20 protein-coding genes are annotated in these 24,606 nt (G+C 40.6%); 13 read left to right on the top strand and 7 right to left on the bottom strand.

Translation table 11 applies throughout. The annotated features are described in order from the left end of the window. Positions 1-31: 31 nt before the first annotated feature. Both murU and N523_RS0100900 read right to left on the bottom strand, forming a co-directional pair. Positions 32-688: an N-acetylmuramate alpha-1-phosphate uridylyltransferase MurU gene (gene murU / locus N523_RS0100905; RefSeq protein WP_028835627.1), complete on the bottom strand. Its 657-nt coding sequence runs from the start codon at positions 686-688 to the stop codon at positions 32-34. Further along, on the bottom strand, positions 685-1,686 hold the full coding sequence (locus N523_RS0100900) for an aminoglycoside phosphotransferase family protein (protein WP_028835626.1): 1,002 nt from the start codon (positions 1,684-1,686) through the stop codon (positions 685-687). The genes murU and N523_RS0100900 overlap by 4 nt, the downstream gene beginning before the upstream one ends. Before the next feature lie 94 nt (positions 1,687-1,780). Here N523_RS0100900 and lptD point away from each other — a divergent pair, with 94 nt between their 5' ends. The 7 genes from lptD to N523_RS0100865 all read left to right on the top strand — a co-directional run bounded on the left by lptD (position 1,781) and on the right by N523_RS0100865 (position 10,744). Then, positions 1,781-4,027 carry an LPS assembly protein LptD gene (gene lptD, locus N523_RS0100895; RefSeq protein WP_008464121.1) on the top strand — a complete coding sequence of 749 codons (2,247 nt, stop codon included), beginning with the start codon at positions 1,781-1,783 and terminating at the stop codon, positions 4,025-4,027. A 96-nt stretch (positions 4,028-4,123) separates the two neighbouring features. Then, positions 4,124-5,419 carry a peptidylprolyl isomerase SurA gene (gene surA, locus N523_RS0100890; RefSeq protein ID WP_028835625.1) on the top strand — a complete coding sequence of 432 codons (1,296 nt, stop codon included), beginning with the start codon at positions 4,124-4,126 and terminating at the stop codon, positions 5,417-5,419. A gap of 2 nt (positions 5,420-5,421) precedes the next feature. Then, on the top strand, positions 5,422-6,414 hold the full coding sequence (gene pdxA, locus N523_RS0100885) for a 4-hydroxythreonine-4-phosphate dehydrogenase PdxA (RefSeq protein ID WP_028835624.1): 993 nt from the start codon (positions 5,422-5,424) through the stop codon (positions 6,412-6,414). Continuing rightward, positions 6,411-7,217, top strand: coding sequence for a 16S rRNA (adenine(1518)-N(6)/adenine(1519)-N(6))-dimethyltransferase RsmA (gene rsmA / locus N523_RS0100880; RefSeq protein WP_008113221.1), 807 nt, complete (start codon positions 6,411-6,413; stop codon positions 7,215-7,217). Before pdxA ends, rsmA begins: the two co-directional genes overlap by 4 nt. Then, on the top strand, positions 7,201-7,590 hold the full coding sequence (gene apaG / locus N523_RS0100875) for a Co2+/Mg2+ efflux protein ApaG (RefSeq protein WP_028835623.1): 390 nt from the start codon (positions 7,201-7,203) through the stop codon (positions 7,588-7,590). The genes rsmA and apaG overlap by 17 nt, the downstream gene beginning before the upstream one ends. Before the next feature lie 15 nt (positions 7,591-7,605). Next, positions 7,606-8,424, top strand: a complete 819-nt coding sequence (locus tag N523_RS0100870) for a symmetrical bis(5'-nucleosyl)-tetraphosphatase (protein WP_028835622.1) — start codon at positions 7,606-7,608, stop codon at positions 8,422-8,424. A 304-nt stretch (positions 8,425-8,728) separates the two neighbouring features. Beyond that, on the top strand, positions 8,729-10,744 hold the full coding sequence (locus tag N523_RS0100865; RefSeq protein WP_013465904.1) for a methyl-accepting chemotaxis protein: 2,016 nt from the start codon (positions 8,729-8,731) through the stop codon (positions 10,742-10,744). A 356-nt stretch (positions 10,745-11,100) separates the two neighbouring features. On the opposite strand, the gene rpmG is transcribed toward N523_RS0100865, so the two are convergent. The 3 genes from rpmG to radC form a co-directional block, all read right to left on the bottom strand. Continuing rightward, positions 11,101-11,256, bottom strand: a complete 156-nt coding sequence (rpmG, locus tag N523_RS0100860; RefSeq protein ID WP_004587947.1) for a 50S ribosomal protein L33 — start codon at positions 11,254-11,256, stop codon at positions 11,101-11,103. A gap of 11 nt (positions 11,257-11,267) precedes the next feature. Further along, entirely contained in the window at positions 11,268-11,504 is a 237-nt protein-coding gene (rpmB, locus tag N523_RS0100855) for a 50S ribosomal protein L28 (RefSeq protein WP_008464111.1), read from the bottom strand. Positions 11,505-11,776: 272 nt separating this feature from the next. After that, positions 11,777-12,451: a RadC family protein gene (gene radC, locus N523_RS0100850; protein ID WP_013465906.1), complete on the bottom strand. Its 675-nt coding sequence runs from the start codon at positions 12,449-12,451 to the stop codon at positions 11,777-11,779. Positions 12,452-12,592: 141 nt separating this feature from the next. On the opposite strand from radC, the gene coaBC reads away from it, so the two are divergent. From coaBC to N523_RS0100825, 5 genes are all read left to right on the top strand, one after another. After that, complete coding sequence (gene coaBC, locus N523_RS0100845) at positions 12,593-13,786, top strand: bifunctional phosphopantothenoylcysteine decarboxylase/phosphopantothenate--cysteine ligase CoaBC (protein WP_028835621.1); 1,194 nt, start codon at positions 12,593-12,595, stop codon at positions 13,784-13,786. 224 nt (positions 13,787-14,010) lie between these two features. After that, positions 14,011-14,598, top strand: a complete 588-nt coding sequence (slmA, locus tag N523_RS0100840) for a nucleoid occlusion factor SlmA (protein WP_008113236.1) — start codon at positions 14,011-14,013, stop codon at positions 14,596-14,598. Positions 14,599-14,956: 358 nt separating this feature from the next. Next, positions 14,957-17,704, top strand: coding sequence for a S9 family peptidase (locus tag N523_RS0100835; protein ID WP_028835620.1), 2,748 nt, complete (start codon positions 14,957-14,959; stop codon positions 17,702-17,704). 284 nt (positions 17,705-17,988) lie between these two features. After that, a complete protein-coding gene (locus N523_RS0100830) occupies positions 17,989-19,077 on the top strand; it encodes a GGDEF domain-containing protein (protein WP_024601749.1) in 1,089 nt (362 codons plus the stop codon). A 196-nt stretch (positions 19,078-19,273) separates the two neighbouring features. Continuing rightward, positions 19,274-20,164 carry a Fic family protein gene (locus N523_RS0100825; protein ID WP_028835619.1) on the top strand — a complete coding sequence of 297 codons (891 nt, stop codon included), beginning with the start codon at positions 19,274-19,276 and terminating at the stop codon, positions 20,162-20,164. A gap of 102 nt (positions 20,165-20,266) precedes the next feature. Here N523_RS0100825 and N523_RS0100820 read toward each other — a convergent pair whose 3' ends face one another. After that, complete coding sequence (locus N523_RS0100820) at positions 20,267-21,451, bottom strand: NAD(P)/FAD-dependent oxidoreductase (protein WP_028835618.1); 1,185 nt, start codon at positions 21,449-21,451, stop codon at positions 20,267-20,269. 407 nt (positions 21,452-21,858) lie between these two features. Here N523_RS0100820 and N523_RS0100815 point away from each other — a divergent pair, with 407 nt between their 5' ends. Next, a complete protein-coding gene (locus N523_RS0100815) occupies positions 21,859-23,988 on the top strand; it encodes a S8 family peptidase (protein WP_028835617.1) in 2,130 nt (709 codons plus the stop codon). 73 nt (positions 23,989-24,061) lie between these two features. On the opposite strand, the gene N523_RS0100810 is transcribed toward N523_RS0100815, so the two are convergent. After that, on the bottom strand, positions 24,062-24,535 hold the full coding sequence (locus N523_RS0100810; protein ID WP_028835616.1) for a peroxiredoxin: 474 nt from the start codon (positions 24,533-24,535) through the stop codon (positions 24,062-24,064). Positions 24,536-24,606 lie beyond the last annotated feature (71 nt).

Genomic DNA, 24,606 nt, shown 5'->3' with positions numbered 1-24,606 from the left:
TAAAACTTACCTCTAATGTTTTATATTTAGCTTATGGCGCTAGTTGTTGGTTAAGAGCCGATAAGCGCTCTGGTGTGCCTACATCGTCCCATTGGCCAATATAGAGTTCAGTGGAGACTAAATGTTCATTTAATTTTTCACGTAGCAAAGGGCCTAATGGCCGAATGCTTGGGGCTAGCCCCTCAAAAAAATCAGCTTGATAGCGCCCTATCCCTGAAAAGGTATACCGCTGGCTACTTGTCGGTAAGTGGCTCAGTGTAAAATCGCCATCAGGATTATGCGCAGGGTTTTCAACCAATACAATGTGCGCCTCTTTAGGCTGTAAATGTAGCTGCATTAATGCACTGACATCATAGTCGCTGTAAACATCGCCATTAATCACAATAAATGACTCCCCTAATAAGGGAAGTGCTTGAATAATACCGCCTGCGGTTTCAAGCCCGCCCGTCACTTCTTGGCTATAGGTTATAGTCACGCCCCACGCGCGCCCATCAGCAAAATAGGTTTTTATTTTATCTCCTTGCCACGCAAGGTTAATTATTATTTGAGTAATACCTGCAGCCTTTAGGCGCATAATATGATGCTCAATCAGTGGTTTTCCCGCTACACATAACATAGGCTTAGGTAACTCTGCGGTGAGCGGCATCATACGTTTACCGCGCCCAGCGGCTAATATCATCGCCTTCATGGTTGTTCCTCTTTTAACCGCTGTTGCACCTTTTGCATCACGCTAGTTTTTATCAAAGCCGATAAGTCGCTAAGCTCAGGGTATTGTGCCGCCACCTCTATTACGTATTCAAGTGTAGGGAGTATGTTTGCTAAGTAACCTTGTTTACCATCACGCAAATATAAACGACAAAAAATACCCGCCGCTTTTAAATGGCGTTGTAAACCCGTTAAATCAAACCAATATTTAAATTCTGCAAATGACTCGTTAGTTATTAAACCTTGGCGTTTAAATTCGTCGTAACCAAACTCAAGTAAATGATTCAGCTCGTCTTTAGGCAATTTAAAGTAGCAGTCTCTTAAAAGTGAGACTAAGTCGTAACATAATGGGCCTTGTACCGCGTCTTGATAATCAATAATCGCCCATTGCTGCTCGCAGCGCATAATATTACGACTGTGATAATCCCGGTGCATTGTGACTGTGGGTTGCTCAAGCAGTGTATTTATTAGCAGCGCTGTGCTTGTTTGCCAAGTCTGTTGCTGCTCAGCGCTGAGCTCTGCGCTAATAAAATCATTAACCAGCCAATTTTTAAAAATATCCAGTTCAAGTGCAATAAAATCACGGTCATACGGATTCATTGACGGCGCGGCTGGAGTTTTTGCCCACTTGGCACTTAAACTGATCAGTTGCTGGTAATACTCGCTGCGATTCGCATCATCAAGCAAGTCAGCTAAATGAGTGCTACCTAAATCACTTAGAATAAAAAAACCTTGCTGCTCGTCACTATGAATAATGGATGGTAATAAAAACCCCTGCTCAGAAAACACCTTGTTTAATGCAATATAAGGGACGTTGTTAACTTTTTTTGGATCGGAGTCCATCACAACAAAGTTTTTATTTTCAGCGTTTAACCTATAATAACGGCGAAAACTGGCATCTGCAGTTATTGCATTAAGCGCATAGGATTGCTCACCAAAGTGAGTATTAATAAACTGTTGTAAACTCTCAAAGCGTGTCATTTTATAAGCTATCTATTTTTCACTAATTACTTTGCCATTGTTTTCCTTTATTATGTATAGCTTGTAACTAATCACAGAGCATAAAGGTCGATAAATGAGCAAAACCTGGGGCATTTTGATGCTAAGCGTACTGAGCGCACCATCGCTTGCCGAAACTGAACTGACACACAATTTTTGTGGCACTTCAATGCAAACCAGAGCTTGGCAACCGCTTGCTGGCCTTGAGCTTGGAACGGTTGATATCAGCGCTGATGACGTTGAGCTTTTAGGCACACAAAGCGCTGAATTTACTGGCAATGTTGATATTAACACCGTTAACATGAGTTTGTCCGCACAATCAGCACTGATTGATAAACAACGTGGCCTGCTTAATGCCACTGGCCCAATTACCTATCGCGATTATGTAAGCCACGTACAAAGTTCGGGCTTAAATGCCGATTTAAATAACTCAGCATTTAGTTTATTAGGCGCACAATACAGCCTAACACAACAACAAGGCAAAGGCGGCGCGGAAAAGCTCACCATCGATAAGTCTGGCTTAATGCTGATGAATGCAAGCTTTACTGCGTGCCCAGGTAATACGCCTGTGTGGGCTATTGAAGCCGATGAAATAAACTTATCACGTGAAGAAGGCTGGGGCGAAACCTACAATGCCGTGCTACGTATTTTAGATACGCCGGTACTCTATTTACCTTATTTTACTTTCCCACTCGATGAGCGCCGTAAGTCAGGCTTATTAACGCCCAGCTTTTCAAGTTCAGATCGCTATGGGTTAGAAACGATTACGCCTTATTATTGGAATATTGCCCCTAATTATGATGCCACTATTACCCCGCGTTATATGTCACGTAAGGGGCTACAATTACAAACTGAATTTAGATATTTAACCCCAGAGCACCAAGGTTTAGTGGCTGTAGAATATTTAAATAAAGATGACTCAGAGCCTGAGCTTAACGAGCGCTTTTTGTTTCATTGGCAACAAAAAAGTTATATTGGTGAAGACTGGCGAGCCAGTATTGATATTACCAATGTTAGTGATGACAACTACCTCACTGATTTAAACTCCGCTTATGCCAGTAAAACCGATACGCAGCTTTATCGCACCGGCTCGCTAACTCATATGGGCGAAATGTGGCGTACTGATATAAAAGTGCAAAACTTTGAAGTACTCGGTGACCACTTAGAGTCATATACAGCCTTACCACAGATTAGCTTTACCCAAACCACCCCGTGGAAAATTGATTATTTCGATTTTAGTGTTTCAGGCGAGCTGAGCCATTTTACTAACAGCTCTGCGGTAATTGACCAAGCCACTCGTGTGCATATAGAGCCTAAAGCACGCTTTGATTACAAAGAGTATGCATGGTCGTTTTTATCTGAAGTGAGCTTATTGCAAACTAACTATAAACAGGACGGTGATTTACAGGGTACACAGTATAGCGATAATGTTTCGCGTACTTTGCCAAAAGTGCGCTTATATTCTCAGCTTAACTTTGAGCGCGACACCTCAATTTTTATCGACGATGGTATTCAAACTCTAGAGCCACAAATTCAGTATTTATATACGCCTAATAAAGATCAGTCTGACATTGGCTTATACGATACCACTAAGTTACAAGATGACTTTTTTGGTTTATTCAGGGATGCGCGTTTTTCAAGTGTTGACCGAATTGCCGCAGCTAATCAATTTACGCTAGGGGCTACAACGCGTTTATTTGATAAGAAAAATGAAGAAGTATTTAACTTCAGCGCAGGCCAAATATTTTATTTAAGTGATTCAGCCAAGCCTACAGAGCAAGGGCTTAATAGCGATAGTAACTACAATGCCTTGTTTGCAGCGCAAACCATGTTACATTGGCACCGCCGCTGGTATTTATCGGGTGGTATTCAGTACGACACGGATGGCAAGCAAATTATCCAGTCAAATTTAACCTTAGACTATAAAGGTGACGATAATCAGCTGGTTCAATTGAACCATCGCTATGCAAATGATGTCTCAGGAAATACAATCGAGCAAGCGGGCTTATTTACAAGCATCCCTATCAGTGACGAGTGGCAATTTATTGCAAGTTACCATCGCGATCTTGATAATAACCGCAGTATTGAAGTATTTAGTGGATTACAGTATGAATCGTGCTGTTGGGCGTTCCAAATTACTGGCCATCGCCAAATTGAAACTGATTTAAATCAGTCAATTGGGCAACCCCAAGCCACTTTTGATTCGAGCATTCGTTTGAATTTTGTATTAAAAGGGCTTGGTAGTAAAAGCCGTTACGATGCTCAAAAATTATTACAACAAGGTATTTTTGGTTATCGTAGGCCGTATTTTCTTAATGACTAAACTGCTTTATTTATAGTAAAAATTTACAAATAACTATATTAATTTAGCCGTATTTAGCATTACAACAGTACTATTAGTAAGAGTAGTAAAAAGAATATGAATTTAAAAAAATTATTAACATCAGCAGTTTTAACGTTCAGCTTATGCCAAAGTGCATTTGCCGCCCCTGTCGAAATAGACAAAGTAATTGGTATTGTAAACCAAGGCGTTATTTTAAAAAGTGAAGTAGACACCATTGTTGATCGCGTAAAAAAACAAGCAGAAGAACAAAACCAACAGCTGCCAAAAGACGAAACACTTCGTGTTCAGGCGATTGAGCGTTTAGTAAATCAAACCTTGATGATGCAGATGGCTGAGCGCATGGGCTTAGAAATTTCAGATAGCCAGCTTGACCAAACACTTGCCAACATGGCTAAAGAGCAAGGCGGTACAATTGCTGATTTGCGTCGTACTATTGAAGCGTCGGGTGAGAGTTTTCAAGCTTACCGCGAAGAAATTCGTAAAGAGATAACCACGCAACAAGTTACACGTGCAAACGTAGACCGCCGTATATATGTAAGCGACCAAGAAATTGATAACTTACTAAAAATTATGGATAGCCAAGGCCAAAATGCCGAAGAATACGATATTGGTCACATACTTATCGATATTCCAAGTGGTGCTGCTGCAGAAGACGTTAGCTCAGCAAAAACACGCGCAGACAAAGTTATTGAACTGCTGCAAGACGGCCAAGAATTTAAGCGTATTGCCATTTCATCATCAAGCGGCTCAAAAGCGCTTGAGGGCGGCCAATTAGGCTGGATGGGCATTAACGAAATGCCATCGTTATTTGCAGAAGCTGTAAAAGGTAAAAAGAAAGATGCGATTATTGGTCCACTTCGTTCAGGTGCAGGTTTCCACATCATTAAAGTGCAAGACGTACGTGGCCGCCAAGTAGTAGAAACCACTGAAGTTAAATCTCGCCATATTCTTATAAAGCCTTCAATCATTTTAAGTGAAGAAAAAGCACGCACTATGCTAGCAGGCTTTGTTAAAGATTTACGCGCCGGCGATGCTGACTTTGCAGAACTTGCTAAAGAATACTCACAAGACCCCGGTTCAGCACTTAAAGGCGGTCAATACGATTGGACTGATCCAACCACCTATGTGCCTGCGTTTAGAGATACGTTACTATCACTTGATCAAAACGAGATAAGCGAACCATTTAGAACACAATTTGGCTGGCACATTGTACAATTATTAGATACACGCGTTGCCGATAAAACCGAGCAAGCAAAACGTAATCGTGCACATGGCATGTTGTTTAATCGTAAATTTAAAGAGGAAAGCTTTAACTGGCAGCAAGAAATGCGCGAACAAGCCCATGTTGAAATTTTCCCAATAGACGAATAATTATGACCTTAAGAATTGCGGTAACCCCCGGAGAACCTGCAGGCATTGGCCCAGACTTGCTATTAAAACTGGCACAACACAGCTGGGATGCGCAACTAGTAGCGATTGCAGATGCATCGCTACTAAAACAACGCGCTAAGCATTTGGGTTTAAACATTGAATTAATTGAATTTGATGAACAAGCCAAAGCAATGCCAACAGCGGCTGGCAGCTTATATATTAAGCAAATTGATTTAGCAGAGCCCGTTGAGCTTGGCGTGCTTAATGACGCCAATGGGCAATACGTGTTAGATACATTACGTATTGCCAGCGAAAAGAATATGGATGGCACATTTGATGCCGTTGTTACGGGGCCTGTTCATAAAGGTATTATTAACCAAGCCGGCATTTCTTTTAGTGGCCATACTGAGTACTTTGCTCAGCAATCAGGTACAGCCGATGTGGTTATGTTATTAGCCACTGAAGGTTTGCGTGTTGCACTAGTAACCACACATATTCCGCTTGCTTATGTCTCTCGTGCTATTACGCAAGAGCGACTAGTTAAAGTGGCTAATATTCTTAATCATGACTTGAAAACTAAATTTGGCATTGAGCAACCACGTATTTTAGTCTGTGGCTTAAACCCACATGCCGGTGAAGATGGTCATTTAGGCCGCGAAGAAATCGACACGATTACGCCTACGCTCGACCTACTAAGAGCTGAGGGGATGAACTTAATCGGACCTTTACCAGCAGATACGTTATTTCAAGATAAATACCTAAATGAAGCCGATGCAGTGCTGGCTATGTATCACGATCAGGGATTACCTGTGCTAAAATACAAAGGATTTGGTAAGTCAGTGAATATAACTCTCGGCCTTCCATTTATTCGCACCTCAGTCGATCACGGTACTGCGCTTGATTTAGCCGGTACAGGCGATGCTGATGTTGGCAGTTTTGAATTAGCGATCCGCGAAGCAATTAAGCTCGCCCATGAAAAAGCACAGAATCAATGACCGATAAAGTACACTTAGGACACCGCGCCCGTAAACGTTTTGGCCAAAACTTTTTATTCGATGAGTCAATCATCGACAAAATCGTCACCGCTATCGATCCTAAACCACAAGATAATTTAGTAGAAATTGGCCCAGGTCTAGGCGCTATTACCGAGCCTGTTGCCGATTTAAGTGGCCATTTAACGGTTGTTGAGCTAGATAAAGATTTAGCCCAGCGTTTAATTGAACACCCATTTTTAGGGCCAAAATTAACCGTAAACCAAGGCGATGCAATGAAGTTTGATTTTGCAAGCCTAGTTAAAGATGACAAAAAACTAAAAGTATTCGGCAACCTGCCGTACAACATTTCAACGCCTTTGTTGTTTCACCTGTTTGAATTTGCCGATCATATTGAGCACATGCACTTTATGCTGCAAAAAGAAGTGGTAAAGCGCATGGTAGCAGGCCCTGGTAGTAAAACCTTTGGTCGCTTGAGTGTGATGACTCAGTATTATTGTCATGCGATGCCTGTGGTAGAGGTACCGCCTGAATGCTTTAAACCGGCACCTAAAGTCGATTCTGCGGTTATTCGCTTAATCCCTAAAAAGGCACAGCAGCGTACCGCTAAAAGCGTTAAAATATTAAACACCGTTTGTTTAGAAGCGTTTAATCAGCGCCGTAAAACGTTGCGTAACAGCCTTGGCAACCTTCTAACCGCTGACGAATTAACCAGCATTGGCATTGATATTACTTTGCGAGCTGAGAGCCTGTCGTTACAACAATTTATTGATATAGCTAACTGGATTTATGACAACAAGCAGTAATATAGGATCACCTGTAAAGGTATCTGTTGAAACGTTTTATGTAGAAGAGCAATCGCAACCTGAACTAGATAAGTTTGTGTTCGCCTACTCCGTTACTATAAAAAACCACAGTTTATGCAGTGCAAAGCTACTTAGCCGTTATTGGCTAATTACTGATGCCAATGGCAAAGAAGTAGAAGTGCAAGGCGAAGGTGTGGTGGGTGATACCCCAGATATAGCCCCAGGTGAAAGCTACAAATACACCAGTGGTGCAATAATAGATACACCGGTAGGCACCATGCAGGGACATTACACTTTACGTAACGAGTTTGGTGCTGAATTTAAAGCACCCATAAACGTATTCCGCTTAGCCTGCCCTAATATCCTACACTGATAAAAACAGGTAACAATGGCCGACTACGCAATAGGTGATTTACAAGGCTGCTTTGACGAATTTAGTTTATTGTTAAAGCAAGTCGACTTTAACCCTAGCAAAGATCACTTATATTTAGTGGGTGATATTGTCGCTCGCGGCCCAGACTCTAAAGCGTGCCTTGATTATATTTATCAACATCAAGACAGCGTTAGCGTCACATTAGGCAATCATGACTTACACATGATTGCCTGTTATTTAAATAACGTTACACCTAACCCCAAAGACAAACTCACTGCACTGTTTAACAGTAGTAAACTGCCCCACTACATCGCGTTTTTACAAACTCAGCCTTTAGCGCTTTATTTAGAACAATATAATTGTTTTATTTCTCATGCAGGCCTTAACCCTGATTGGTCGTGCGAGCAAGCCATTAAGCACGCTCAATTTGCGCAGCAATGCTATGGTGCTGATAACGCTAAGTTCTTCTTAAAAAACATGTATCAGCCTCACCCGCTAAAATGGAGTGAGCAACTTGATGATGCTGCTAAATTTCGTTACATCGTTAATTATTTCACTCGCATGCGCTTTATTACGCCTGATAATTTGCTCGATTTTAATGCAAAAGAAGCAACAACAAATTCATCATCACTAATTCCTTGGTTTTCTCATCCTGCCATTATGAACGCTCAACATGACCTAATTTTTGGACACTGGGCAGCACTTGAAGGCAAAACGCCCTACAACCACCTTTATGCTCTAGACACGGGTTGCGTATGGGGTGGCTCAATGACACTAATAGAACTGCAAAGTAAGCAAAAATTTTCAGAAAAATCACAACTTTTGTCTAAATAAACTGAAAAAAGTTAATACATCTGTTAAGTTTAAGAGTGGATGTTAAATTGTATAATTACAAAACATTCACAATAATGTGTAAAAAATAGCAATGCTCTTATAATTGAGTTAAACATAGACAGTAAACGAGTGTTATTGCCTAAATTATTTTTTATCTTTAATAAAAGACTTAGTTTGTAATTAAGTTTTGCGGTAAATTTAGCAACTAACTATTAACAGTAAAAATTAATTATTTTTAATTACTTAACTTATTGTTGAAAGCGCCGATAAGTTTTAATAGACGTATTTTTGAATGGAAAACCATATGAATCTAACAGTGAGTCAACGTATTTGGGGTGGTTTTATATTTATCACTTTATTACTTTTAATTATTGGCGGTAACTCTTTAATAAAAATAGCAAATATAGATCGTTCAACTCAAAAAGTTAATCAGCTATCGCTTCCTGCATTAAACAAGAGCGCTCAGTTACAAGCAGAATTTATTTTGATGAGTAAAGCCGCTCAAGCTAGTTTCCATATAACATCGGCTCAAGAACTCGCCACGTTAAAAGCGCAAATAGAAGAGCAAAAACAAATATTTAATAAATTGCACCGCGAACTACAACAAGTTGTTAAAGACGATCCACAGCTAAACAAAAGCAGCCTTGAAGTTGAAAAAACCTACCAGAGCTTTTCAAATATCATAAACAGCCTGCTTAAAGATAAAAACACCCAGCTAGTGCTTAACAAAAAGCTCAAAGCGCAACTAGAAACCGTTGAGCTCGCGGCAGAAGATGCTAACTCTATGGTACTTGATATTATTGATATTGATGGTTTAGAGGATAATCATCCACGCGCTTATCAAGCAGCTAATAATCTAGAAAATAACTTTATGTCCGTGGTTACCAGCAGCACCGACATGCTAACCGTTAAAACGCTTAACACGCTCGATATTATCAAAAACGAGCAAGTGTATTACTTTGAAGAAGTCGTTCGTACCGTTTCATTAATAAAGCCGGCGATAGAGCAAAGTCACAGCAGCTTGTTTAATGACTTAAAGGGTTATGTAGATACCCTAGAGAGCAATATTCTAGGTAACGATAGCCTTTCAGCGAATAAAAAACGCCTTATTGACGCAATAAGCACAACCGAGCGTGAATTAGCAGAGTCTGAAAAAGCGACTAAAACAGCGCTTAGCCAAATTGACGAATTAGTATTACAAGCCAGTGGCGTTGCATTTACATTACAAGAAGGCGTACGTAGTGACGTAAACTCAGCTAATTTATGGACATGGATAGGTATGATCATTGCGACTATTATCGCTGTGCTTGTAGCCATCATTACGGTTAACCGTATTACTAAGCCATTAGCGGAAGTAAATCGTATTCTAGATATTGTTGCCAGTGGTGATATGACTCAACGCTTAGATGACAGCGCAAAAGATGAATTTGGTGAGTTATCGAAAAGTTGTAATACCTTAATTGATAGCTTACGTAGCTTAATCACCGGTATTATTTCACGTTCAACACAACTTGCAGCCGCTTCTGAGCAAACCTCAACAATTACCGGTGAATCAAGCAAAGCAATCAGTAATCAGCAAGCGCAAGTAGAGCAAGCAGCAACCGCAACCACTGAAATGAGCAGCACATCACAAACAGTGAGTAATAGTGCGCAACAAGCACTGAGCGAAATTAAAAATGCCGATAAAGAAGCGGAGCGCGTTAAAGGTATTTCAAATCAAAATAAAGCAACCATTGAGCAACTCGCCTACGAGGTAGACGAAGCATCAAGTGTTATCAATAAACTACACAAAGATAGCGCATCAATTGGTAGTATTTTAGATGTTATTCGCGGTATTGCCGAGCAAACTAACTTACTCGCACTTAATGCAGCGATTGAAGCCGCTCGTGCCGGAGAGTACGGCAGAGGCTTTGCTGTGGTAGCTGATGAAGTAAGATCACTTGCAAGTAAAACACAAGAGTCGACCCAAGAAATTCAATCTATGATTGAGTCACTACAGTCGGGCGCTGAAGAAGCGGTTAAAGCTATGGAAAAAGGTAAAGAACGCGCGGTTTCGTGTGTTGAGCAAAGTGACTTAGCCAACAGTGCACTGGATTCAATTACCCTTGCAGTATCACAAGCGCATAATGTCAGTGAAGAGATATCAACAGCAGCACAAGAGCAACAACAAGTATCACAAGAGATCAGTGAGCGCTTAGAATCTATTGTTGCTATTGCCGAGCAAACAGCAGAAGGCGCTGTACAAACGAATATTTCAAGTTCAGAAGTGGCTAAATTAGCCGAAGAACTAAGAATATCAGTAGAGAACTTTAAAGTATAAATATCGCGCTGTAAGTAGCCTTAGAGCTACTTACAGCTCATACCCTAGTAAGTCAGCGTAAAGCCTCCTTCTTCCTCTTCAGGCATACTTAAACAGCTCATCCGCACTCTAAATCAACAACACCAAACAACTTAGCCCGTAAAGTCATTTAACACTCATACTATTTATGTTTTTTAGTTATAAACAACTGATGCCATTATCTACGGAATAATTCGTGGTGCTTAACAAAAGCTAATTAGCGATTTAATTCAATGGGTATCATTACGGTGATATGGTTTCGGTGGATGATAGAGCAGATTTTAAAAACAAAAAACCCAGCATAAGCTGGGTTTTTACATTTCTGAAAGAAAACTAAATTACTTGATTTTAGCTTCTTTGAAAATCACATGTTTACGAGCCTTAGGATCGAATTTTTTGATTTCCATTTTTTCAGGCATGTTACGCTTGTTCTTGTCGGTAGTGTAGAAAAAACCAGTACCAGCAGTTGAAACTAAACGGATCTTATCGCGCATAATTCAGTTCCTTAAACTTTTTCGCCACGAGCACGGATTTCAGTAAGAACCGTGTCAATGCCTTTTTTATCGATAATACGCATACCTTTAGTAGTAGTGCGTAATGTTACAAAACGTTTTTCACTTTCAACCCAAAAACGGTGTGTTTGTAGGTTAGGTAGGAAACGACGTTTAGTCGCGTTTCTCGCGTGTGAACGGTGGTTACCAACCGCTGGACGCTTACCTGTAACTTGACATACTTTAGACATGTCTATATATCTCCAATAACTTCGCTCGAGCTTAATTTTCCCTAAGGCCATGTATTTGTGCCCTAGAGATAAATCGAAGGGCGCTCTTTATACAGCTTTTACAGGCAAAGATCAAATACTGATCTTATCCAACCAGCTCATGTGTAAATTTGATAGCGGCTAATTATAAAGATCGAATGCCCTTAGGGAAAGTAAAAACTGCATTTAAATTAAACTAATTTGCCAAAACGCACTAAACCGCTCATTTTTAGCACATATCTGAAGCGATAAACTCAAATCAGTCCCCGTTCGGCAAACGAAACACTGCTTTCACCACCAATAATAATATGATCCAACACATTTATGTCGACTAATTGCAGTGCTTGGCACAACTTATTGGTAATGAGCTTATCGGCCTGACTCGGTTCTGCAATACCACTGGGGTGATTATGTGAAAAAATAACCGCCGCCGCATTATTTTTCAGTGCCGCCTTTACCACTTCACGCGGATATACACTGGCCGCATTAATTGTGCCGTAAAATAATATTTCATCTTTTAATAAACGATTTTGACTATCAAGGTACAACACCATAAATACCTCTTGCTGCAATCCACGCATTTGCAGCGTTAAATAGTCATAAACGGCTTGTGGGGAGTTAAAAACGGCGTCGCGCACAAAGCCCTCTTGCATGTATCGCTGGCTTAGTTCAAGTACTGCTTGTAGCTGAACATATTTAGCCATTCCCAAGCCTTTTTGCGCACAAAACTCATCCATACTGGCATTAAACAAATTATGCAGGGTTTTATTTTCGTTGATCAGATGCTGCGCCAACTCTATGGCATTCATGCCGGGTAGGCCCGTGCGCAAAAATATAGCTAATAGTTCAGCATCAGAGAGTGCCTTTGCGCCCTTTTCTAGCAGTTTTTCTCGCGGGCGGAGCGAATTAGGCAGTGAAGTTAATTGCATGATTCATCCTTGAAAGATTACTGTACTGTATAACTGTAATGCAAAATCAAAAATTAGCGCGATAAAACGCATTTTATCTTAGCTGTCACGCTCAAGATTTGTTATTTTAGCCACCATATTTTATAAAATTGATGAACAACCATGATTAATTTAACAAATAAAAAAATAGTGCTGGGTATTAGCGGTGGAATTGCAGCCTATAAATGTGCTGAACTCGTAAGACGCTTAAAAGACCATGGTTGTGACGTTAAAGTAGTAATGACCGAATCAGCAAAACATTTTATCACCCCGCTAACCATGCAAGCAGTAAGTGGTGAAATGGTATCTGACTCATTACTAGACCCTTCAGCCGAAGCCGCTATGGGGCACATTGAATTTGCAAAATGGGCTGATTTAATTTTAGTTGCCCCTGCCACTAGCAATATTATTGCGAAAATGGCCGCAGGGATTGCTGACGACTTGCTCACGACTTTATTACTTGCAACCCCCGCAAAAGTTGCCATAGCACCAGCTATGAATCAGCAAATGTATGCTCACCCTGCAACGCAAGCTAATTTAGCCACTTTAAAAGCACGTAACGTTGCTATATGGGGGCCAGGCAAAGGCGAGCAAGCCTGTGGCGATGTAGGTGCTGGGCGAATGCTTGAACCGCATGAATTAGTGAGCTTATGCACTGAACCTGCGCAACCACAACTCTTAGCAGGTAAAACCATTACTATTACCGCAGGCCCAACCCGTGAACCTCTCGATCCTGTTCGTTTTATATCAAATCACAGCTCTGGAAAAATGGGCTATGCACTGGCGCAAGCTGCGTTATTATTTGGCGCACACGTGAACTTAATTTCAGGCCCAGTAACTATTACAGCACCGCAAGGCGTTAATTTAATTAATATAGAAAGTGCTGAACAGTTACTGCATGAGTCACTCAAATATGCGCCTCACTCAGATGCCTTTATTGGTTGTGCCGCTGTGGCCGATTATCGTGCAGCAAGTATCGCCACGCAAAAAATGAAAAAACAAGGCGATGAACTCACTCTTAGCTTAGTTAAAAACCCAGATGTAATAGCCGCGGTTGCAAACCTCACACAAAACCGCCCTTACACCGTCGGCTTCGCCGCAGAAACGCAGAACGTTGCTAATTACGCAAAGGGGAAACTAACCAATAAAAACCTCGATATGATTTGTGCCAACGATGTATCGCACAGTGATGTAGGCTTTAATTCTGAGCGCAACGCACTCACCCTGTATTGGCAAAATGAACAACTCGACTTACCTGAAACCAGTAAAATAGAAATAGCGGTTAAAGTGATCGAGCAGCTCGCCAAACGATTATAAAAAGGCTGGAAACAAACTGAATAAAACATTAACATGATGACGCCTTGTGACCTTTTAGTGTAATTTTACTGCGCTAAAATAGCTTAACGCTTGCGCATTACTAATGTATCGCTGTAATACGTGCAAAAACACCCCATTGAGTATTGCGCGCTGTAACACTTGGCAAAAAGCTGTGTTATCGCACATTTATGTTGAAAAAAAATAACTATTAAAAAGGAATGTTCATGCCTGCGACAAAAAAAAGTAATCGCAAAGAGCAAATACTGCAAGCACTCGCACAAATGTTAGAAACCAGCCCAGGCCAGCGTATTACAACAGCCAAACTTGCCGCAGAAGTTGGCGTATCTGAAGCCGCTCTTTATCGCCACTTCCCTAGTAAAGCGCGCATGTTTGAAGGGTTAATTGAATTTATTGAAGACACGCTGCTATCACGTATTAATCTTATTTTAGATAACGAGAAAGAAAGTAAAGCACGTGTATACAACACCCTATTACTGCTGCTAACGTTTGCCGAAAAAAACCCAGGCATAACCCGTATATTAACAGGCGATGCTCTACAGGGTGAACAAGAGCGACTTCGTGAGCGTGTACAAGGCTTGTTTGAAAAGCTAGAAACCCAATTCAAACAGATTCTTAGAGAGCGTAAATTACGTGAAGGTAAAAACTTTCAAAGTGATGAACTGACGCTAGCTAACTTTTTACTTGCCTACGTTGAGGGTAAAATGAACCAATTTGTGCGCAGTAATTTTAGTGCACGACCTAGCGAGCAATTTGAAAAACAATGGCCAGAGCTTCAAAAAATTTGGTTATAAGGTTTTAGTTAATTTTGCTAGCAAGGTTATTAAATTAAACTATTTAGCCATTTCTTATAATCTATTCCACATAAACTCTGTGTTCTTTTTATAAATTAGACTTAAAAATAAATTTGAACACAGAGCTGAAAGTAAAAAAATTGAAAACCACAATTAAACTTCCGCTTCCCTAACTTTTTACGGATACTTAGCACCTCGCATCCCGTAGCCCGAAAGTTTTACCTTTTACCTTTTACCTTTTACCTTTTACCTTATATTTTTAACCTCTCATCTCTGCCCTGCTACCACTTGTCGTATCTACTCGAATTGTTATTAAAACTCGTTACAATAAAATAATGTTAAAAAACGAGAATCTATAATGAAAACACAACTCACTCTTGTAGGCTGTGCACTTATTACCAGCTTAACGAGCGCCAGTGCTTTAGCTAATAAGCCTCTAGAATTTAAAGATGTATTTGATTTTAAATCTGCAAAAGGCACGCAGCTTTCTGAAAATGGTCAAATCCTCTCTTTAAGTGCAACCCCTTATCGTGGGAATGCTACAGGGCAAGTCTACTCACTCAATAGCAATAAGCTTATTGCTGAGGTGGAACGAGGAACCCGTCCTACCATTAGCAAAATGGCAAACTGGGTCGCATTTACGCAGGTGCCTACTCTGCTTGAAAAAGAAACCACTAAGAAAAAAAGTGACTTAAAAAATAACTTAGTATTAGTGAATACCCAAACCGGTGAGCAGCAAAGCTTTAATGATGTAAAAGATTACGTGCTAGCTAATAACGGCCAGTGGCTGGCCTATCGTAAAAATGAAACCACTGACGACGATGATAAAACTTCCAATAGTGATAGCGCTATCACTGCCGACAAAAAAGATAAAAGCTATCCGCTGATTATCGTTAACTTAAGTGATAAGCGCACTCATACTCTTGAAAGTGCCTTTACCTATGGCATTAGTGCCACCAGCGATCAGCTATTGGTGAGTCAAAGCTATGTGGATGGCGGCAATAATCAAATTACCTTATTTTCACTCGATAATTTTACCAGCACCGTATTAATTGATGAGCCTGGTGTGGTTGCTAGCAAAATAGCGTGGCACCCAATCGAAAAAACCGTTGCGTTTACCTTAGGCAACTATGTAAACGATGATAAGCGTCGTCGTCATTACGAATTAACGCTGTGGCAAAACGACACGCTAACCACTGTGCAATCACCTAACCCAGAATGGTTAATGGGCAAAACCGCGACATTAACTTGGGCCGAAGATGGTACACGTTTATACTTTGAAAACCGCCCAAAACTCGCTGCAAAAGTTAAACAAAAAGAATACACAGATGAGTCATCACTGTATGACTTTGAGGTAATTCGCGACCATAAAGGGCTAAATGTATGGCACAACAATGATGCACAAATAAAACCGCGCGAAGAACAGCAATGGAATGAAAATAATAAAAATCGTCATTACACTGCGGTATACCATGTAAACTCACAGCAAGTCGTTCAGTTAAGCACCCCAAATATGCCTGAGCTGGCGCTTAATACTGAGCGTGCCAATTCATTGTTAGGCTACTCAAATTTAGCGCATCTTGAAAAAGTAATGTACGGCGGTTTTTTTGCTGACTACTTTGCTGTTGATATAAACACGGGTAAACAAACTCCTATCATTAAAGACTATCCATTTAGGCCGAGCCTTGCGCCTAATGGGCAGTTTGCTGCTTACTTTGATAATAACCAAGTACAGCTTAAAAACTTAGGTAATAACAAAGTGAGCGTACTCAGCAAGGCGATTAACGCCACGTTTGCCGATGACAAACACGACTATCCATCCAAGCAGCCTGGTTATGGTTTTGCAGGCTGGCTTAACGATAGCAGCGAAATACTGGTTTACAGCAAATACGATATTTGGTCATTTAACGTCAATACCAAGCAAGCTAAACGCTTAACTAATGGTAAAAAAAGTAACACGCAATACAGAGTGATCAAACTTGATAAAAACCAAGTAGCCTTTAACAACAATGATACGCTCCTGCTTTCTGCAATTAATTTACAAAGCAAGCAAAGTGAAGTGGCAAAACTTAATTTAGCAACTCTTGAAGTCACTGAATTACTTACAGGTAATAAGCGCTTTGATGTAATTAAAAAGGCCAAACATGCCGATAAATACTTATTTACTGAGCAAACCTATCAGCAATTTCCAGACATTTATCAAACAGACTCTAACTTTAAACAACCACAACGCGTAACTAACCTTAACCCTCAGATAAGCAACTTTGCTTGGGGACAAGCACCTGAACTCATTAGCTATAAAGGCTTTGATGGTGAAGATTTAAAAGGGGTATTAATCAAGCCTGCCGGCTACAAAAAAGGCGATAAAGTGCCTGTTGTGGTGTACTTTTACCGCTACATGAGCCAGCGCATGTATGACTTTCCAAAAATGGAATTAAATCATCGCCCTAATTTCCCGATGTTTACATCAAATGGCTACGCCATTTTTTTACCTGACATTCGCTTTGAAATAGGTCACCCTGGTAAATCCTCAACTCAAACCATGATCAACGCCACCCAAAAGCTGATTGATTTAGGCATTGCCGACCCAGATAAAATAGGTTTACAAGGCCACTCTTGGGCGGGTTATCAAAGTGCATTTATGATCACCCAAACTGATATGTTTAAAGCAGTGGTATCGGGCGCGCCAGTGTCTAACATGACCAGTGCTTACAGTGGCATTCGCTTAAAATCTGGACTTGCACGCCAATTTCAATACGAAACAGGGCAAAGCCGTATTGGTAAAAATTTATTTGAAGCACCTGAGCTTTATATTGAAAACTCACCGGTATTTTTTGCCGATAAAGTAAACACGCCTATTTTGATTATGTTTGGCGACAAAGATGATGCGGTGCCATGGCATGAAGGCGTGCAATATTACTTAGCGCTTCGCCGCGCAGGTAAAGATGCAACCTTTTTACAATACGAAGGTGAACCACACCACTTGAAAAAGTTTCCTAATCAGGTCGATTTTTCAGTGCGTATGATGCAGTACTTTGATCATTATCTTAAAGGCAAACCGGCCGCTAAGTGGATGAAAGAAGGTGAAGCGTTTATCGAAGAGTAACCACTAGAAGTTAAAAACCCCCGATAGCACTGCGTGATATCGGGGTTTTTAACTATGTAACTATCACCACTTTAAAGAGAGTGTCCAAAGTAATAATGTGCCCGCCATATCTCTAGCTGAAGATCTACTCGCTATCACTGCAATGCAGAACTGTATTTTGCATACAAAAATAGCGCAAGCTAGATAACCCTTTCTTTTTGTAGTTATTTACTCGGTACTTTTATATGAGCGGGTTATGAGTAATAATCAGTCAATAAAAAGACACAGTCTAAGAGAAGTAGAGCATGCTAGATTTTTGGTACAAAGGACTACCACAGTATCCAAAAGATCATAAAGACTTTTGGCGCACACGCTTAATTGCTCATTCATTATTAACGGCAACCTGCTACTTTTTAGTTTTAACCCTACTCAACCTGTTCTACTTTCACAGTTACGATATTGCCGCCATTGATGCATTAGGCTTAGTTATATCATTAGCTATTTATGGCTGGTTTAGTAAAACTGCAAATGTAAGTGCTGCGGCATGGGCGGTTACATTTATGGTTGTTAGTTTAATAATGACATTTGTTATCTCTGTCGGTGGCCTTGCTCACTCTTTATTTTGGGCAACACTTATTCCCCCTTTTGCGTTTTTTTTAGTGGGTAGAAATTGGGGAAGCATTTTTAGCGCCATTGCTTTTTGTATTTGTGCTTACCTAACTTATAAGCAACAACAGCTAACCGTCACTATCGGGCTGGGCTCTTTATTTAATATCATTGAGGTCAGCATTGCCCATATCTTAATTTTCAGATTTTATGAAAAAACACGTTTTTCTGCATATGCGCATTTAACAACCCGTAATATAGAGATTCAACATCTCGCTGAAACAGATAAACTCACAGGGCTTTATAATAGGCAAAAATTTGACTATGCATTGTCGCAAGTCATTACCAGCAGCAAAGAAACAAAAACCACAAACTGCTTATTCATTTGTGACATTGATCACTTTAAGAAAATAAACGACGCCTATGGTCATTTAGTCGGTGATAAAGTGTTAGCTGAGTTTGCTAAACTAATTAAAAGTAGCATGCCCAATCATTCATTAATTGCGCGTTGGGGGGGAGAAGAGTTTACTATTATTTTGCCAAACACCTCACTGACCAATGCATTAGCACAAGCAAACGCGTTAAAAGACTATATTTCGACACACCCTGTTGCCAACATTCAGCTAACCATAAGCATAGGGGTAGCTACCATCAGTTCTGATGATTCAGTTATTAGCGTGTTAGAACGTGCCGATAGCGCACTATACGAAGCTAAAAATAATGGTCGTAATTCAGTTTATTTTAGCGACAATAAACTAACGATAGTCGCTTCAGCTAGCCTCTTATAACTAAGTAAGATAGCCAATTAATGTATCGACACACACCAAACTAATTATAAAGAACCAATAACAGCACAAAAAACCAGACTAAAAACCCATTAAAACTGACTTTTAAACTCAGTTCGCGTATTCTTAACCCCCTGATTTGAATAACCCCTATACCAAAATGAGCAACGCCACTCCCCCCTTCTCTATTTCAGCTAGCATGACTCACAGTATGGTAAATATTAGTGAAGTTTTAGGTAAAATCAGTGCCTTATATTCGCCAGCAATGCTTGAGCACTATAAGCAACAAAAAACCGCCTCCCTGCAAATCAATAACCTTGATATTCAATCAATATCATCTGACCTATCAACCCCAGATAGCTTATTAGCCTTGCATCGAAGCTTAATCAAAGATCTGAGTGAAAAATCGGGCAGTTATAGGCAGCAAAGTTTAGCGTTAAAAAGTGGTTTGCAAATGGCTCCACAAGCAATGCGAGTACCACAAATGGTAGAGGAGTTATTTGCTTGGTTTAAAACAACCGCGCAACATCCTTTAATCAGTAGTGCAGTATGCCATTATGAATTACAGTTTATTCAACCTTTTGCACAGGGTAATACTGAAATAGCGTGTACGTGGCAAACCCTGCAATTATCGCAGTGGCATTCGCTATTTTCACTAATAAATATTAACAATGTTATAGCGATAACTCGCCGACATTATTTTGAAAGCATTAATCTTAGTACCAAGTCCGGTGACTCATCCGTGTTTATTGAGTATATATTGGAAGCATTATTAGCGGCACTAAAGTCATTAGAAAGTGATTTAAAATCAATAACAAAAACCAAAAACCCCCAACAAACCCCTCAAGTTAAAGAGACTATAAATTTAGACTTACAAGCCCCCCAAGTCATCGCTTTAATAAATATATTTATCCAAAGCGAAAAGCCACTAAACCGACAAGAGCTACAAAATTTACTTGGATTAAAAGACCGTAAACATTTTAGAGAGCGTTACTTAAAGCCAGCCATTGAGGCTGGAATTATAGAAATGACTATTCCCGAAAAACCAAATAGCAAAATGCAGCAGTATAAACTTACCCAGACGAGTTAAAAACTTAAGTTATAAACAGAGTAGGAATAAACGCCACCTCAAAGATGAAGTGGCGTGTTAATACGCTGTTTGCAGCGAAATTTTATAATTGATTAAAAACGACTACGCGTACTGCCCGGCGGCAAATCCACAGCTCCACGCGTATTGGAAATTATAGCCTCCTAGCCAACCCGTTACATCGGTTACTTCGCCAATAAAGTATAAGCCTTTGGCTTTTTTAGCCTCAAATGTCTTTGAGCTCAACTCGTCGGTATCTACGCCGCCTAAAGTAACCTCTGCGGTTCTGTAACCCTCGGTACCATTTGGTTTAATTTGCCACGCATGAATATAATCAGCAAGCGCGTCTATTTGGCCATGCGTTAGTTGATTAATATTACAATCGGGAATGGCGTTACTGTCGTGGAGTATTTCTACAAAGCGTTTAGGTAGGATAGTCGCGAGGCTATTTTTCAACGATTTTTGCGCTTGTGTTTCTCGCCAATCAGCTAGCTGTTGCTTTAAATCTAGTTCAGGCAGTAAATTGATCGTTACCGCCTGACCTGCTCGCCAAAACGAGCTTATTTGCAATATAGCAGGCCCAGATAGCCCACGATGAGTAAATAAAATATTCTCTTTAAATACGGTGCCATCTTCGCTTGCAACTTCACAAGGAATACTAATACCCGAAAGCCCTTCAAAACGGTCTTTATCGTGCTGATGTAAGGTAAAGGGAACTAGAGCAGCCATAGTCGGCAATATCTTTAAGCCAAATTGCTCTGCAATTTTATAGCCGATTGGCGTAGCACCCAGTTTAGGCATGGTTAACCCACCCGATGCAACCACAAGCGACTCACAAGTAAGTGTTTCTTGTTCAGTGGTCACACTATAGCCGGTAGCTGTTTTAGCGACATTTAACACTTCGCTGCGCAGTTTAATAGTAACGCCCGCCCACTCACACTCGGTTAGTAAAATATCAACAATGTCTTGTGCGCTATTGTCACAAAATAATTGCCCGAGTGTCTTATGGTGATATGCCAAACCATGTCGGTCTACAAGCTCTACAAAGTCGTGCTGCGTATAACGACTTAAGCACGATTTTACAAAATGGGGGTTTGCGCATAAATAGTTGCTAGGGCTTGCATTTTCATTGGTAAAATTACAACGCCCACCGCCACTAATTAAAATTTTACGTCCTGGCTTTTTACCCATATCAAGTACTGTGACGCTTCGGCCGCGATACCCTGCTTGTGCAGCACACATTAAACCAGCGGCTCCGGCACCAATCACTATCACATCAACGTGAGTCATTTAGTTATCTCTTAAAAACTTTTGTGAATTATAACAAAGTTTCAATAATAACCAGATAGCCAGAACGTGTTTATCTTGAGCGTAAACAGGGCGCGGTAGCTTTGCTCGATTTGTTACTTAGCCTACAAGGCTTGTTTTAACCCGCAAAGGTCAACACCCCTTTTGTATTGTTTTTAATTTATCAATAAAAGTTAATTAATGATAAAAAACACCAAAAAAATCTAATACATTAGGATCGTTAATATCAATAAAACAAATACAAAACAACTGAAAGCGCACTAAATACGCGGTTATAACTAAATGAAATAGATACATACGTATTTAATATTTCAAAATAGTTAACAGATCATTTACCTTTGTACCCGCTTTGTGGATTTTCACAAATAATAATAAAACTAAGGGTAATTATGACTTCTAATAATTCATTCAAAAAATGCGCTGTTGCGCTAACAATAAGTACACTCTTTGCTGCCAGCTCAAGCATGGCAAACCCAGCGCAAGCAATCGCACCTTCAATGGCAGAAACCTCAGCTAAGTTACAAAATCAAGGTGGTTTTGAGACTCAATTCATCATTAAATATAAGAATAACAACGATATGATGAGTACCTCAACCGCTGATGTATCACCAGCAATGATGAATAAAAAAGCGCAAAGCTTTGTAAAAAACTTTACCTCAAAAAAAGGCAAAGTTAAAGCCAAGTATGTCCGCGCAATGGCACTCAATAACCATCACGTAATGCGTGCCGATAAAAAACTCAACGCCGAAGAAGCTCAGCAGTTCATGCAAGAAATGGTTAATTCGGGTAATGTTGAATATATTGAAGTCGATCAAATGTTAAAACCATTTGCGACACCAAATGACCCGCGTTTTGATGATCAATGGCATTACTATGAGCAAGCCGGTGGACTTAACTTACCAACAGCTTGGGATACGGCAACAGGCAGTGGTGTGGTTGTCGCTGTGCTTGATACGGGCTACCGCCCTCACGCTGATTTAAACGCTAATATTTTACCAGGCTACGATATGATCTCTAATCTATCAGTCGCCAATGATGGCAATGGCCGTGACAACGATGCTCGCGATCCAGGGGATGCGGTTGCAGCTGGTGAATGTGGTAATAACGGTGCACAAGGCTCTAGTTGGCATGGTACTCACGTTGCAGGCACTGTCGCTGCAGTAACGAATAACGGTGAAGGCGTTGCTGGTGTTGCTTATGACGCCAAAGTAGTACCAGTGCGTGTATTGGGTAAATGTGGCGGTTTAACCTCAGATATTGCTGACGGTATCATTTGGGCCTCAGGTGGTAATGTATCGGGTACATCAGCAAATGCTAATCCTGCTGATGTAATTAACATGAGTTTAGGTGGTGCGGGTGCATGTAGTTCAACCACGCAAAATGCCATTAATACCGCTCGTAACAACGGCACAGTTGTTGTTATTGCTGCAGGTAACGATAACGATAATTCTGCAAACTACAACCCAGGTAACTGTAATGGTGTTGTTAATGTTGCATCAGTTGGCCGTAATGGTGGCCGCGCTTATTACTCAAATTACGGAAGTAATATTGATGTGGCAGCACCGGGTGGCGCGCAAAGCTTTGCCAATGATTCTGAAGGTGTTTTATCAACTTACAATTCAGGTTCAACAACACCATCAAGCGACAGTTATGGCTTTTCGCAAGGCACCTCAATGGCGGCTCCTCATGTTGCGGGGGTTGCTGCACTGATCAAACAAGCAAAACCAAACGCGACTCCTGATGAAATAGAAAGTATTTTAAAAACAACCACTCGTCCATTCTCTGCCACGTGTACCAGCTGTGGTACAGGTATTGTTGATGCGGCCGCTGCGGTTGCTGCAGCATCTGGTGGTACACCACCAACAACGGGTGATAACGAACTTGTTGATGGAGAAGTCAAAACCGGTTTAAGCGGTGCGGCAAGTGCACAAGACTTTTACACTATGACAGTACCAAGTGGTGCAACCAATGTTACTTTCACTATGAGTGGTGGCACAGGGGATGCTGACTTGTATGTACGTGCAGGTAGTAAACCAACCTCAACCACTTATGATTGTCGTCCATATAAAGGTGGAAACAGTGAAGAATGTTCTATTGATAGTCCAACAGCCGGCACTTACCATGTAATGCTGCGTGGTTATTCAGCCTACAGTGGCGTGAGTTTAGTCGGTAACATTACGGGTGGTTCAACAGGTGGTGGTTCAGGCACACCTCAAGCAGGTGGTGGCACAGTGTCTGATATCACAGCAAATGCAGGTCAGTGGAAACATTACACGCTAGATGTACCGGCGGGTATGGCAAACTTTACTGTTACAACGTCAGGCGGCACCGGTGATGCAGACTTATTTGTAAAATTTGGTAGCCAGCCAACAAGCTCAAGCTATGATTGTCGTCCATATAAAAATGGTAACGCCGAAACTTGTACTTTTAGTAATCCTCAAGCGGGAACATGGCACTTAAGTGTTAATGCGTATCAAACATTCTCTGGTTTAACGCTAAGCGGTCAATACCAGCCATAAAACATCCTCTCTTTAGATAAAAAAAGCCGATACACTGTATCGGCTTTTTATTCTCTGATTAAAGTCGTCAGTGTTAAAGCGTTGCTAAAACAGCTTCAGCACTGCTTATTACAAACTCTTTGTCTTGTTCTACAAATAGACCAGTAACAACACCATTATCAACAACCATCGCGTATCGTTTTGAGCGTATTCCACCAAAGCCTGCGGTATCTTTTTCAAGCCCTAAAGCACGAGTAAAACTAGCATCACCGTCTGCAAGCATATCTATATGCTCTGCATTTTGTGACTCACCCCACGCTTTCATCACAAATGCATCGTTTACCGATACACAATAAATAGCGTCAATTCCCTTGGTCTTAATTTTATCAGCCAAGCTAATATATCCAGGTAAATGAGCATTCGAACACGTTGGTGTAAAAGCGCCTGGCACTGCAAATAACACGACTTTTTTATCTGCAAATAATTCATTGCTTGTCAGTGTTTGCATACCGTCATCGGTTAGCTTAGATAGACAAACTGCGGGTATTGTTTGACCTTGTTCAATCATGTTAAATCCTTTGGGTAATTACGTAGACTTTTAGCATACAGGTTAATATTTACGGTTTCGAGTTTATACCG

The sequence above is a fragment of the Pseudoalteromonas sp. 23_GOM-1509m genome (genome assembly GCF_000518425.1).
Taxonomy (GTDB): Bacteria; Pseudomonadota; Gammaproteobacteria; order Enterobacterales; family Alteromonadaceae; genus Pseudoalteromonas; species Pseudoalteromonas tetraodonis.
The sequence above is the reverse complement of the archived record's forward strand: the minus strand, read 5'-3'. Positions and strand labels throughout refer to the sequence as shown.